We start from the raw sequence: 12,349 nt of genomic DNA, 5'->3' as shown, positions 1-12,349 counted from the left end.
GGTGGCGGCCGGTTGGGTGCCGGCAGTGACGGGCAGTGTCGTTCTGTTGAGTCATCGTCGGGTGCCCGGCGCGCGTTACCGCACTCGGCGCGTCGTTTTCGGGCGCTAGCTACCGTCCAGTAACATTGGTCGTACTCGCTGGGGTTCAGCGTCGAACACGACAGGAGGGTCGACGATGGATGTGTTGATCACCGGAAGCGACACCGATCTGGGTCGCACCATCGCGCAGAGCTTCTGTGAAGCGGGCCATCACGTCATCCTCGCGGGCCGACGCGCAGACGATCTCGAGGTGGCAGCCAAGGAACTCGACGTCGACGCGGTCGCGTTCGACGCCACCGACCCTGCCTCGATCCTGGCGGCCGCACCCGCGCTCCCGTCGCACCTCGACACCGTGATCAACGTCCCGACCCCGACGTGGGCGCCCGGTGATCCCCGAACGTATTCGCTGGCCGATCACGCTGCCGAATGGCGCGGCCTGTTCGACGCCAGCCTGGTCTCTGCGGTCCTGACGGTCCAGATGATCGGTGACCAACTGCGCTCGGGCGGATCCATCGTCACCGTGATCCCCGACTCGCTGTTGGAGGGCAGTGCCGGCGCCGCGGTCAAGGCTGCCGTCGCCGACTGGACGGCCGGGCAGGCCGATCTGTTCGGCGTGCGGGGCATCAACGTCAACGCCGTTGCGGTGGGCCGGGGATTCGAACCTGGTTACGACGGTCTGACTGCCGGCTCCCCGAAGGTCGGCACGGAGATCGCCCGGCTGTCACTTTTCCTGACCACCCCGGCCGCCCGGCACATCACCGGGCAGACCCTGCACGTCACCCGCGGGGCAATGGCCAACTTCGGCTGACCCCTTGCGGCTGACCGGCATACCCGCAATGAACGGGCTAGGCTCGCGGAAGTGACCATTCGTCTGGGCTTACAGATCAACAACTTCTCCTACGGCACCGGTGTGGCCGACCTCTTTCCGACCGTCGTTGCGCAGGCGCGCGAAGCTGACGACGCCGGCTTCGATTCGGTCTTCGTGATGGACCACTTCTACCAACTGCCGGGCATCGGCAGCCCCGACCAGCCCATGTTGGAGGCCTATACCGCGCTCGGGGCGTTGGCGCAGGGCACCGAAACCGTCCAGCTGGGAACTCTGGTAACCGGTAACACCTATCGCAACCCGACGCTGCTGGCCAAGGCCATCACCACCCTGGACGTCATCAGCCAGGGGCGCGCGGTGCTCGGGATCGGCACCGGCTGGTTCGAACTCGAACACGACCAGCTGGGTTACGAGTTCGGCACCTTCACCGACCGCTTCGACAAACTCGGCGAAGCACTGCAGATCATCGTGCCGATGATCAAGGGCGAGCGACCGACTTTCGCCGGCAAGTACTACCGCACCCAGGAAGCGATGGCCAATCCCCGACTCCGGGACCATATTCCGCTGATGATCGGTGGCAGCGGCGAGAAGAAGACAATCCCGCTGGCGGCGCGCCACTTCGACCACCTCAACGTCATCGCCGGCTTCGATGAATTGCGCGCCAAGCTCGACGTCGTGGCCGCGCGGTGCGAGGACATCGGCCGTGATCCCGCCACCCTGGAGACCAGCATGCTGGTGGGGGCCATCCCCGGCGCCGGGCCCGAGGACATCCCGGAGGACTTCCGGCAGCGCATGGTCGCCGGAACGCCCGATCAGATGGCCGAGCAGATCAAGACCAAGGTCCTCGATGCCGGCATCGACGGCGTCATCGTATTCGTGCCGACACAGATGCTGGGTTACCAGCCCGGCCACATCGCCGCCCTCGGTGAAGCGCTCGCGCCGCTGGTGCGGGGCTGAACGTTTTCGACGCGGTGGCTGAGCTCACCGCACACGACGGAACAGGCAGGACTAAGGTTCTCGTTGCGGTGAATGGGTAAAGCACACCCAGCCGCTACACGATCCGTCGAGGAGTATCCAATGAGCCAACCCGGAGCCAGTGCATCCGATCGGCACAGAGTGGTCATCATCGGATCGGGCTTTGGTGGCCTGACCGCGGCCAAGGCCCTGCGGAAGGCCGACGTCGACATCAAGCTGATCGCCCGGACCACCCACCACCTGTTCCAGCCGTTGCTCTACCAGGTGGCCACCGGGATCATCTCCGAGGGCGAGATCGCGCCTGCCACTCGGGTGGTGCTGCGCAAGCAGAAGAACGTCCAAGTGCTGCTCGGCGATGTCACCCGAGTCGACCTGGCGACCAAAACCGTGCGCTCGGAACTGCTGGGGCACACCTACGTCACGCCGTTCGACAGCCTGATCGTCGCTGCCGGCGCCGGCCAGTCGTACTTCGGCAATGACCATTTCGCCGAGTGGGCGCCGGGTATGAAGACCATCGACGACGCGCTGGAGTTGCGCGGCCGCATTCTGGGGGCCTTCGAGCAGGCCGAGCGTTCCAGTGACCCGGTCCGCCGCGAGAAGCTGTTGACGTTCGTCGTCGTCGGTGCCGGACCCACCGGTGTCGAGATGGCCGGACAGATCGCCGAATTGGCTGATCACACCCTCAAAGGAGCGTTCCGCCACATCGATTCGACCAAAGCGCGGGTGATCCTGCTCGATGCCGCGCCCGCGGTGCTGCCGCCGATGGGTGAGAAGCTGGGTCGCAAGGCTCAGGATCGGCTGGAGAAGATGGGCGTGGAGATCCAGCTCAACGCGATGGTCACCGATGTCGATCGCAACGGGATCACCGTCAAGGATCCCGACGGCAAACTGCGCCGCATCGAGGCGGCGTGCAAAGTGTGGTCGGCCGGTGTGTCGGCCAGCCCGCTGGGCCGTGACCTCGCTGAGCAGTCCGGCGTCGAACTCGACCGTGCCGGCCGGGTCAAGGTGCTGCCGGATCTGTCGATCCCGGGCCATCCCAACGTCTTCGTCGTCGGGGACATGGCCGCCGTCGAGGGTGTTCCCGGCATGGCCCAGGGCGCGATCCAGGGCGGCCGCTATGCCGCCAAGGCCATCGCGGCAGGTCTGAAGGGCGCCGACCCCGAAGAGCGGGAGCCGTTCCGTTACTTCGACAAGGGGTCGATGGCCACCGTGTCGAGATTCAGTGCCGTCGCCAAGGTGGGACGATTGGAGTTCGGTGGATTCATCGCGTGGCTGTCGTGGCTGATCTTGCATCTGGTGTACCTGGTCGGCTTCAAGACCAAGATCGTCACGCTGTTGTCGTGGACGGTGACCTTCTTGTCGACCAAGCGCGGACAGCTGACCATCACCGAGCAGCAGGCCTACGCTCGCACTCGCATCGAGGAACTCCAGGAGATCGCCGCCTCGGTGCAGGACACCGAGCGAGCAGCGAGTTGACCGGCACCGAGCGAGCAGCGAGTTGACCGGCACCGAGCGAGCAGCGAGTTGACCGGCACCGAGTCAGAGGCGGTCGCCCTGCCAGGTGGTCAGGCAGCCGCCGCCGGCCAGACTCAGCGCCACTCCCGCCACAGTAGGATCGCCGCGCGGATAGTGCAGTTCGCTGACGCATGCCCGCGGGCTGGCGATCGCGTCGTCGGTCAGAATCCCGTGACCCAACTCGACGCGGTGGCGGATCAACGGTGCACCGTCGATGTCGCCATGCATAGAACCAGACCAGAACCCTTCCCGCTCACCGGTTCTGCCGATCTGCACGCGTTCGCGTATGCGCACCGCGGCGCCCGCGGTCAGGACCAGCCGGGTCTGGGCGAGGTGCTGCGAAGTTGCCGCTACGACAGTCGGTTCAGGGTCGAGGTCGAGGGTTCCGGAGACCTCGAGCCGCCAGGCTGACCGGGATTGCGCACTCGAGGCGCCCGGCAGCACCAGAGTTGCGGCGACGCTTCGCACGGTCAGCCGCGCCCCGGACTCGACCACCACCCGCACGCTGATGACGTCTCCACCCAGTGGTGTCGCCGCCGTGGATACCAGATGCACCGTGTCGATCGCGGTGCGGTGCACCGCGATCCCTCCGCGGCACTCGATGTGCGGGCCCCGTCCCGGGCGCGCTGCGATCAGCACGTCGGAGCGCACTCACACCGCCTGCAGCTGTTCACGCACCCACTGCACCACCGGCGAGGCCGCCGGGTCGGCGGTCAAGGAGATCAACGCGGTGGGTCGGCCGTCGCGCACCGCCTCGGCGTCACGTCGCATCAACTCCAGATCAGCTCCCACCAGCGGTGCCAGGTCGGTTTTGTTGACCACCAACAGATCCGAGAATGTGACCCCGGGACCGCCCTTGCGGGGCACCTTGTCACCGCCTGCGACATCGATGACGAAGATCTGCACGTCGATCAGCCCGGAGGAGAACGTCGCGGTGAGATTGTCGCCCCCGGACTCGACGAGGATCAGATCGAGATCACGCCCGGTCCCCGCGTGCGCGGCGATCAGATCGTCGATCGCGTCGAGATTGGCGGTGATGTCGTCACGGATCGCGGTGTGCGGGCAGCCGCCGGTCTGCACCGCGGCGATGCGGTCGTCGGGCAGTACTGCGTGGCGACGCAGGAAGTCGGCGTCCTCGGTGGTGTAGATGTCGTTGGTCAGTACGGCCAGGGACAGCTCATCGCGTAGTTCTCGGCACAGTGCTGCCACCAAGGCCGTTTTCCCGGAACCTACCGGCCCGCCCACCCCGATACGCAGTGGTTCTCCCGCGCGGCGCGTGCGCCGGGGACGTTCGGCATGGCTGTGTGGTTGGCCGTCGAGTAGATGGGGAGGCATGGGGTGTGGGTACTTTCGTCAGGACGCGAACAACGGGCGGTCGCGCTCGAGGTGCCGCTGGGCCAGGACGTCCAGCAGTGGGTCGGATAGGTCGGCGAGTTCCTTGGTGGCCTCGACGGCAACTTGCTCGCACAGCGCCGCCATCTCGAAGGTGATCGCTGCGACGTCGCCGGGATCGAGGGCCAGCAGTCGTTGCGCGGCGGTGGCCGAGTTCGTCATCGTGGTGTACACCACCGACATTGCGGTCTGCTCCGGCGCCAACCCACTGGCCTGACCGACAGTGCCGGCGGCCACGGAAAAGTGAGGAGTGGTACCGAGAGTGCCCCAGGGCCGGTCCGGCCACACCCGGCGGGCCAGCCGGACCAGGCCGCGGCCCTGGGCTCGCGAAGCCTGGCGGGCCGCCGGAGACGGTGTGCGCGCATCGGTTTCGAGGTCGCCGTCACCGCCGGCCGCAGCCGACAGTGCGTCGCGGTGCACGGCGGCAGCCAGCGACGCCGTGACGAGCCCGGTGGTCCCGATGCGCCGGCGCAGAAATGCAGTCAAGGTGTCCAGGTCGATGACCAGCCCACTGGACACGGCCTCCTCGACTCCGCCTGAATGTACGTGGCCGCCGGTGGGCAATCGGGAGTCCGACAGGGTCAGCAGCGTGGCCAGGCTGGTCATCATGAACAGGAATTCGCCTAGAACAGAAAGTATCTCTGCGCCATCGGCAGTTCCGCGGCCGGTTGTTCCTGCCACACCTCGCCGTCGATGCGGACCGTGAACGTGTCGGGATCGACCTCGATGTCGGGCATTGCATCGTTGAGCGGCATCTGGGCCTTGCCGATCCCCCGCACGTTGTCCACCGCGATGAGTCTGCGGTCGACCGCTATACGGTCGGCCAGTCCGTCGTCGATGGCCTGGGGTGCGACGAAGTGCACCGACGTTGCGGCCGCCGCCGCCGGAGCTGCACCGAACATCGGCCGCGGCAACACCGGCTGAGGTGTCGGGATGGAGGCGTTGGCATCGCCCATCGCGGCCCACGCGATCATCCCGCCTTTGACCACTGCGTGGGGGCGCACGCCGAAGAAGGCGGGCTCCCACAACACCAGGTCGGCGAGCTTGCCCACCTCGACCGAACCGATCTCGCGGTCCAGGCCGTGGGCCACTGCGGGGCAGATGGTGTATTTGGCGACATACCGTCGGGCGCGGGTGTTGTCGGCCGCCGTATCACCGCTGAGCAGGCCGCGGCGCCGCTTCATCACGTGTGCAGTCTGCCACGTGCGTAACACCACCTCGCCGATCCGTCCCATCGCCTGGGCGTCGCTGCCGATCATCGAAATCGCGCCGATGTCGTGCAGCAGATCCTCCGCGGCGATCGTCGAGGGCCGGATCCTGCTCTCGGCGAATGCGAGATCCTCGGGCACACCGGGGTTGAGGTGATGACACACCATCAACATGTCCAGATGTTCGTCGAGGGTGTTAACGGTGTGCGGACGCGTCGGATTGGTGGAGCTGGGCAGCACATTCGGGTGGCCGGCAACGGTGATGATGTCCGGAGCATGGCCTCCGCCTGCTCCCTCAGTGTGGTAGGCGTGGATGGATCTGCCCTTGATCGCAGCCAGTGTGTTCTCGACGAACCCGGTTTCGTTCAGCGTGTCGGTGTGAATGTTGGCCTGTACACCTGCCTGCTCGCAGACCGAAAGGCATGCGTCGATGGCCGCCGGGGTGGTCCCCCAGTCTTCGTGCAATTTGAAACCTGCTGCGCCACCACGCAACTGCTCCCACATTGCCTCGGCGGACACGGTGTTGCCCTTGCCGAGCAACGCGACGTTGACCGGCCATCCGTCCAGGGCCTCGAGCATGCGGGCCAGATGCCAGGCTCCCGGGGTGACGGTGGTGGCCTTGCTGCCCTCGGCCGGGCCGGTGCCTCCGGCGACGATGGTGGTGATGCCGCCGCTCAGCGCCTCCTCGAGGATCTGTGGACAGATCAGGTGAACGTGGCAGTCGATGGCTCCGGCGGTCACGATTCGACCGTTGCCGGCGATGATCTCCGTCGACGGCCCCACCACCAGGGCGGGGTGAACGCCGGACATGATGTCGGGATTGCCGGCCTTGCCGATGGCGGCGATGCGACCATCGCGAATGCCGATGTCGGCCTTGATGATTCCCCAATAGTCCAGGATGACCGCACCGGTGATGACCGTGTCGGGCGCACCGTCTGCGCGGGTGGCGCGTGACTGTCCCATCGACTCACGCAGCACCTTCCCGCCGCCGAAGACCGCTTCGTCTCCGGCCAGGCCCGGGCCTCCGCTGCGATCTTCGCTGATCTCGATGAACAGGTCGGTGTCGGCCAGCCGGATCCGGTCCCCGGCAGTGGGGCCGTACAGCGCGGCATAGCGGGAGCGGGGCAGGCTGGTCATGGCCTCTCCTCATCCAGCCGGCCGGGCGGATCCAGGCTCAAGCCGTGCACCTCGCGATTGCCACTCAGCGCAACCAAGCCGACGCGTTGGGTCACGCCGGGTTCGAACCGGATCGCGGTACCGGCGGGCACGTCGAACCGGTATCCGTAGGCGGCAGCACGGTCGAAACTCAACGCGCCGTTGGCCTGCGGCACGTGTACGTGGCTGCCGACCTGCACCGGACGGTCGCCGGTGTTGACGATCTGCAGTTCGAGCCGTTGCGCGCCTGCGTTGATCTCGACCTCACCGGCCGCGAACACGATCTCGCCTGGAATCACCGGTGTCCCCTCACGGAATCGGGTGGTGGACGGTCACCAGTTTGGTGCCGTCGGGAAAGGTGGCCTCGACCTGGACGTCGTGCAGCATCTCGGCGATCCCCTCCATCACATCAGCCCGGCTGAGCACCTCGCGGCCGCTGACCATCAGTTCGGACACCGACCGGCCGTCGCGCGCACCTTCGAGGATGTGATCGGTGATCACCGCGACGGCCTCGGGGTGGTTGAGCTTCAGGCCGCGGGCCTGGCGGCGGCGAGCGAGGTCGGCGGCATAGGAGATCAGCAGTCGCTCCTGTTCATGCGGGGTAAGACGCATAGTGGGCGATCCTGCCACGACATCGGGCGCTCAGCAGCGCGCCGCAGCCGGCGGCGTCAGTCCTCGGGGATGTTCTGCAGCCGGACCTGCCCCCGCGCCACGGTGCGGCCGTCCTCGTCGGTGATGGTGATCGACCACAGTTGTTGGCGCCGGCCCCGGTGGATCGGGGTCGACGTGGCGGTCACTGTGCCCGACGAGATGGCCCGCAGGAAGTCGGTGTTGTTGTTGACCCCGACTACTGTCCCACCGCCGTTTTCGCGCAGCCATACGTGACCCGACACGCTGGCCAGGCTCTCGATGACCGCGCAGTAGACACCGCCGTGCACGATCCCCCAGGGCTGCAGCAGCGTGTCATGGATCGTCAGCTCCGCGCGACCGCCGTCGGGGCCCACGTCCAGATACCGCAGACCGAGTTCGGTGTCGAAACCGTCGCCTAGACCCTCTGGGCGTTGAGTGCTCACGGGCTTGTGTCTACACGCGTGTTGCGCGGGCGTGTGCGTGGGGTGTCGCGAATGGAGACGGGCCCCACGCCAATGGCGTGGGGCCCGTCCTTCGTGTGGACCGGGGGTCTCTGCAGCCCTCAGGACTCCGGCTCGGTCCGGTGGTACGTCGTGTGGGAATGAATCCCCTGTTGATCATGATGATCATAGTTTAGGCAAGGCTGTCCTAATTAAGCAATGCCTTCGTCGAATTGGTCCGTGCGGTGCCTCGAACCGGGAGCCCGAAACTGACCAGCGCATCCAGAACGGCCTGCCCGCGGCGCATACTCACCACCTCACTGGATCCGGCCAGCAGTGGAACCTGGGTGGCCGCGCCCACCACCGTCGCGCCGACGGTGTGCCACATCGCCGATACCGACATCGCGCCGCCGCTGACCTCAGCCAGTCGCACGAACAGCGGTGCCAGCGCGCGATGGCTGCGGTGGGCGACCCAGGTGGCCAGCGCCGCTTCGCTGGGCAGCGCGACGATCCGGTCCTGGGACCTCGCGCCGACGCCGTGGGCGGTGAAATGGGGGTCGTCGGGCAGCGCGCGCACGGTGGGGTCCTGCACGCCGACCCAGTCGATGGCGCCCTCGGAATCGACGTGGACCCAGAGGTTCTCCAGTCCGCTGTCCCACGCACGGCCCTCCAGGGCCAGCAGCGGGACGACGCGGCCCACCACAACGTGGGCAAAGGTGGCGGCCAGCTGCTGGGTCACCGCGGTCCGGCTCTCGGTCTCGGCAAGGCCGGCGTCGAACATCGTGACCATGCGGTCGGTGGTCACCAGTTCGGCCAGCGGCCACCAGCGCCGCCGGGACAGGTCGCCGATCACCGCAACGCCGTACACCCGGGGGCACGCGGCGTAGAGCTCGCGCAGCCGCCGACTCGACTCGTGCAGCGGAAGCGGCCTGCTGATGGCCATGCTCGCGATGAGCGGATCGTCGACGACGACCGTCATGACACCTCCCTGGTCAGTTAGGTTAGCCTTACTATAGTCACCAGCGACAAAGGAGCTACCCCCTGTGACTCGACTCACACGTCCTCTGGAAATGGCTACTCGCCGGCCCGTTGCCGCTGGTCGGTCGACCTCTGGCAGTGGGCGGCGACTACCGCCCACAATCGATACGACACGCGGTAGTACGCCCGTAGTAGGCTTTGGGAAGTCGTCCGTAGGAGATGAAGGGAAGATGGCCAAGCTGACTCGCCTGGGAGAGCTCGAACGCTCCGTGATGGATCACCTGTGGTCCACCGGCGAACCGCAGACCGTCCGCCAAGTCCACGAATCCCTGTCGGCCCATCGCGATCTCGCGTACACGACCGTGATGACGGTGCTGCAGCGGCTCGCGAAGAAGCATCTGGTCGTCCAGCACCGGGACGACCGCGCCCACCGGTACGCGCCGACCCACGGTCGCGACGAACTGGTGGCCGGACTGATGGTCGATGCGCTGGACCAGGCGGCGGACTCCGGAAGCCGTGAAGCTGCCCTGGTGCACTTCGTCGAGCGCGTCGGCGCCGACGAGGCCGCCGCACTGCGTCGTGCTCTGGCCGAGCTCGACGACAAACACCGCGCCGGACCCGCTGGCGGTTCCGGTACCGGCTGAGAGACACTATCGGCGTGTCCGCGCTGGCCTTCACGATCATCGCCCTGCTGCTGTCGGGGCCGGTGCCTGCGATGCTTGCGCGAGCCGACTGGCCCATGCGGGCTCCGCGCGCGGCGATCGTGCTCTGGCAGTCGATCGCACTGGCCGCGGTGCTGTCGGCATTCTCCGCCGGAATCGCGATCGCGCTGGGCCTCTTCCAGCCCGGCCCGGACGGTCGACCCACCGCGACGCTCACCGGCTCTATCGCCACGCTGGGCTGGCCGCTGTGGAGCGTCTACGTCGTGGTCCTGGCCCTGACCCTGGTCATCGGCGCTCGGCTGATCATCTCCATCGTGCGGGTCGCCATCGCGACCCGGCGCCGGCGTGCCCATCACCGGATGGTCGTCGACCTCGTCGGGGCCTCGCAGGACAGCCTTCCGCAGCTCTGCCAGCAGCCCCAGCCGCTGGCCAACAGCGGTTTGCGGATCCTCGACGTCGACGAGCCGCTGGCCTATTGTCTGCCCGGGGTGCGCAGCCGTGTTGTGGTCAGTGAGGGCGCCGTCAAGGCGCTGTCCGACCGGGAGATGACCGCGATTCTGACCCACGAGCACGCGCACCTACGGGCCCGCCATGATCTGGTTCTGGAGATGTTCACCGCGATGCGCACGGCATTCCCGAGATGGGTGCGCAGTGCCAAGGCGCTGACCGCGGTGCGTCTGCTCATCGAGTTGCTCGCCGATGATGCCGCGGTGCGCTCCACAGGTCCCCGACCGCTGGCCCGCGCCCTGGTGGCCTGCGCCTCGGCCCGTGCCCCCCGTGGCGCACTGGCCATTGGCGGGCCGTCGACGCTGGTGCGGGTGCGTCGACTCGGCGGTGCACCCAACAGCCGCCTGCTCGCCGCGGGCGCCTATGCGGCCGCAGCAGCGGTGCTCGTCGTGCCGACCGTCGCCTTTGCGGTGCCGTGGCTGACCGAGCTGCGTCTGTTGTTCTTCGCGTGATCACGAGCCACCCGCGGCGCCGCCAGGCGCCAGACGTTGTGCTGTAACCGAATCGAAAGGGTTTTCGTCCATGACCTCGTCGCAGTCTGAACCCGCCGGCACCGCCACCGCCCAGATCGGTGTCACCGGCTTGGCGGTGATGGGCTCGAACATCGCGCGCAACTTCGCCCGGCACGGCTATACCGTGGCCCTGCACAACCGTTCGGTGGCCAAGACCGACGCGCTGATCGCCGAGCACGGTTCCGAAGGGGCCTTCGTACGCACCGAAAGCATCCGTGAGTTCCTCGATGCGCTGGAGAAACCGCGCCGGGTACTCATCATGGTCAAGGCCGGGGACCCCACCGACGCGGTGATCGACGAGCTCGCCGACGCGATGGAACCCGGCGACATCATCATCGACGGCGGTAACGCCCTCTACACCGATACCATCCGGCGGGAGAAGGCGATTCGCGAGCGGGGTCTGCACTTTGTCGGCGCCGGTATCTCCGGCGGCGAGGAAGGTGCGCTGCTCGGACCGTCGATCATGCCCGGCGGACCCGCCGAGTCGTACGAGTCGCTGGGACCGCTGCTCGAGGAGATCTCCGCCCATGTCGACGGGGTGCCCTGTTGCGCCCACATCGGCCCCGACGGTGCCGGCCACTTCGTCAAGATGGTGCACAACGGCATCGAGTACTCGGACATGCAGCTCATCGGTGAGGCCTATCAGCTGCTGCGCGACGCGCTGGGCAAGACGGCCCCCGAGATCGCCGATGTGTTCGACGAGTGGAACGCCGGTGACCTGGACAGTTTCCTGGTCGAGATCACCGCCAAGGTGTTGCGTCAGACCGACGCCAAGACCGGTAAGCCGCTCGTCGACGTCATCGTCGATGAGGCCGAGCAGAAGGGCACCGGCCGGTGGACGGTGAAGTCAGCGCTCGATCTCGGTGTCCCGGTGACCGGTATCGCCGAGGCGGTCTTCGCCCGTGCGCTGTCCGGCTCGGTGACCCAGCGCAAGGCCACCACCGGCCTGGCATCCGGGCACCTGGGTGAGAAACCATCCGACACAGCGCAATTCGTCGAGGATGTGCGGCAGGCGCTCTACGCCTCCAAGATCGTCGCCTACGCGCAGGGGTTCAACCAGATTCAGGCCGGAAGCGCCGAGTACGGCTGGAACGTCACTCCCGGAGACCTGGCCACCATCTGGCGCGGCGGCTGCATCATCCGGGCGAAGTTCCTCAACCGGATCAAGGACGCCTTCGACGAGCAGCCCGATCTTCCGACACTGATCGTCGCGCCCTACTTCCGCTCGGCCATCGAGGCCGCGATCGACAGCTGGCGTCGCGTGGTGGTGACGGCTACCACGCTGGGTATTCCGGTCCCGGGATTTGCCTCTGCACTGTCCTACTACGACGCTCTGCGCACCGAACGTCTGCCCGCCGCGCTGACCCAGGGGCTGCGCGACTACTTCGGTGCACACACCTATGGACGCGTCGACGCGCAACCCGCCGACCGGTTCCACACCTTGTGGAGCGGGGACCGCAGCGAGGTCCAGGCCTAGCGGTATTTGCGTCTGCTCGCGGGCGAACGGCAC

At 67.2% G+C, this 12,349-nt stretch carries 14 protein-coding genes; 6 read left to right on the top strand and 8 right to left on the bottom strand.

Annotation, left to right across the window (positions count from 1 at the left end; all coding sequences use genetic code 11):
- Positions 1-175 precede the first annotated feature (175 nt).
- The 3 genes from KXD98_RS13945 to KXD98_RS13935 all read left to right on the top strand — a co-directional run bounded on the left by KXD98_RS13945 (position 176) and on the right by KXD98_RS13935 (position 3,316).
- Positions 176-847: an SDR family oxidoreductase gene (locus tag KXD98_RS13945; protein ID WP_260758988.1), complete on the top strand. Its 672-nt coding sequence runs from the start codon at positions 176-178 to the stop codon at positions 845-847.
- A 51-nt stretch (positions 848-898) separates the two neighbouring features.
- On the top strand, positions 899-1,822 hold the full coding sequence (locus tag KXD98_RS13940) for an LLM class F420-dependent oxidoreductase (RefSeq protein ID WP_260758987.1): 924 nt from the start codon (positions 899-901) through the stop codon (positions 1,820-1,822).
- 120 nt (positions 1,823-1,942) lie between these two features.
- A complete protein-coding gene (locus KXD98_RS13935; RefSeq protein ID WP_260758986.1) occupies positions 1,943-3,316 on the top strand; it encodes an NAD(P)/FAD-dependent oxidoreductase in 1,374 nt (457 codons plus the stop codon).
- 63 nt (positions 3,317-3,379) lie between these two features.
- Here the strand turns inward: KXD98_RS13935 and KXD98_RS13930 are convergent, their stop codons facing one another.
- The 8 genes from KXD98_RS13930 to KXD98_RS13895 all read right to left on the bottom strand — a co-directional run bounded on the left by KXD98_RS13930 (position 3,380) and on the right by KXD98_RS13895 (position 9,159).
- Positions 3,380-4,006: an urease accessory protein UreD gene (locus KXD98_RS13930; RefSeq protein WP_260758985.1), complete on the bottom strand. Its 627-nt coding sequence runs from the start codon at positions 4,004-4,006 to the stop codon at positions 3,380-3,382.
- Entirely contained in the window at positions 4,007-4,690 is a 684-nt protein-coding gene (gene ureG / locus KXD98_RS13925; RefSeq protein WP_396881255.1) for an urease accessory protein UreG, read from the bottom strand.
- An 18-nt stretch (positions 4,691-4,708) separates the two neighbouring features.
- Positions 4,709-5,353 carry an urease accessory protein UreF gene (locus KXD98_RS13920; protein WP_260765193.1) on the bottom strand — a complete coding sequence of 215 codons (645 nt, stop codon included), beginning with the start codon at positions 5,351-5,353 and terminating at the stop codon, positions 4,709-4,711.
- Between the two features lie 17 nt (positions 5,354-5,370).
- Positions 5,371-7,092: an urease subunit alpha gene (locus tag KXD98_RS13915; RefSeq protein WP_260758984.1), complete on the bottom strand. Its 1,722-nt coding sequence runs from the start codon at positions 7,090-7,092 to the stop codon at positions 5,371-5,373.
- Entirely contained in the window at positions 7,089-7,409 is a 321-nt protein-coding gene (locus KXD98_RS13910; protein WP_260758983.1) for an urease subunit beta, read from the bottom strand. The genes KXD98_RS13915 and KXD98_RS13910 overlap by 4 nt, the downstream gene beginning before the upstream one ends.
- Positions 7,410-7,419: 10 nt before the next feature.
- Positions 7,420-7,722 carry an urease subunit gamma gene (locus tag KXD98_RS13905; RefSeq protein ID WP_260758982.1) on the bottom strand — a complete coding sequence of 101 codons (303 nt, stop codon included), beginning with the start codon at positions 7,720-7,722 and terminating at the stop codon, positions 7,420-7,422.
- A 56-nt stretch (positions 7,723-7,778) separates the two neighbouring features.
- A complete protein-coding gene (locus KXD98_RS13900; protein ID WP_260758981.1) occupies positions 7,779-8,183 on the bottom strand; it encodes a PaaI family thioesterase in 405 nt (134 codons plus the stop codon).
- A gap of 205 nt (positions 8,184-8,388) precedes the next feature.
- A complete protein-coding gene (locus tag KXD98_RS13895; RefSeq protein WP_260758980.1) occupies positions 8,389-9,159 on the bottom strand; it encodes an iron reductase in 771 nt (256 codons plus the stop codon).
- 229 nt (positions 9,160-9,388) lie between these two features.
- Between KXD98_RS13895 and KXD98_RS13890 the strand changes: the two genes are divergently transcribed.
- The 3 genes from KXD98_RS13890 (at position 9,389) to gndA (ending at position 12,316) form a co-directional block, all read left to right on the top strand.
- Positions 9,389-9,802, top strand: coding sequence for a BlaI/MecI/CopY family transcriptional regulator (locus KXD98_RS13890; protein WP_260758979.1), 414 nt, complete (start codon positions 9,389-9,391; stop codon positions 9,800-9,802).
- A 14-nt stretch (positions 9,803-9,816) separates the two neighbouring features.
- Positions 9,817-10,779 (top strand): M56 family metallopeptidase, encoded by a 963-nt coding sequence (locus tag KXD98_RS13885; RefSeq protein WP_260758978.1) that lies wholly within the window; start codon positions 9,817-9,819, stop codon positions 10,777-10,779.
- A 70-nt stretch (positions 10,780-10,849) separates the two neighbouring features.
- The gene (gene gndA, locus KXD98_RS13880) at positions 10,850-12,316 is read left to right on the top strand and encodes an NADP-dependent phosphogluconate dehydrogenase (protein ID WP_260758977.1); all 1,467 of its coding nucleotides are present in this window, start codon (positions 10,850-10,852) and stop codon (positions 12,314-12,316) included.
- Positions 12,317-12,349: the final 33 nt, after the last annotated feature.

Origin of the sequence: Mycobacterium sp. SMC-4, assembly GCF_025263265.1 — a bacterium.
Taxonomy (GTDB): Bacteria; Actinomycetota; Actinomycetes; order Mycobacteriales; family Mycobacteriaceae; genus Mycobacterium.
Note: the sequence above shows the minus strand (reverse complement) of the source record. Positions and strands in the feature narration are given on the sequence as shown.

What these genes read in the sequence shown, in the direction of transcription:
- ureG (WP_396881255.1), bottom strand. Translation starts at nt 4,690, where the DNA reads ATGCCTCCCCATCTACTCGACGGCCAACCACACAGCCATGCCGAACGT.
- gndA (WP_260758977.1), top strand. Translation starts at nt 10,850, where the DNA reads ATGACCTCGTCGCAGTCTGAACCCGCCGGCACCGCCACCGCCCAGATC.
- KXD98_RS13905 (WP_260758982.1), bottom strand. Translation starts at nt 7,722, where the DNA reads ATGCGTCTTACCCCGCATGAACAGGAGCGACTGCTGATCTCCTATGCC.
- KXD98_RS13915 (WP_260758984.1), bottom strand. Translation starts at nt 7,092, where the DNA reads ATGACCAGCCTGCCCCGCTCCCGCTATGCCGCGCTGTACGGCCCCACT.
- KXD98_RS13945 (WP_260758988.1), top strand. Translation starts at nt 176, where the DNA reads ATGGATGTGTTGATCACCGGAAGCGACACCGATCTGGGTCGCACCATC.
- KXD98_RS13890 (WP_260758979.1), top strand. Translation starts at nt 9,389, where the DNA reads ATGGCCAAGCTGACTCGCCTGGGAGAGCTCGAACGCTCCGTGATGGAT.
- KXD98_RS13935 (WP_260758986.1), top strand. Translation starts at nt 1,943, where the DNA reads ATGAGCCAACCCGGAGCCAGTGCATCCGATCGGCACAGAGTGGTCATC.
- KXD98_RS13895 (WP_260758980.1), bottom strand. Translation starts at nt 9,159, where the DNA reads ATGACGGTCGTCGTCGACGATCCGCTCATCGCGAGCATGGCCATCAGC.
- KXD98_RS13920 (WP_260765193.1), bottom strand. Translation starts at nt 5,353, where the DNA reads ATGACCAGCCTGGCCACGCTGCTGACCCTGTCGGACTCCCGATTGCCC.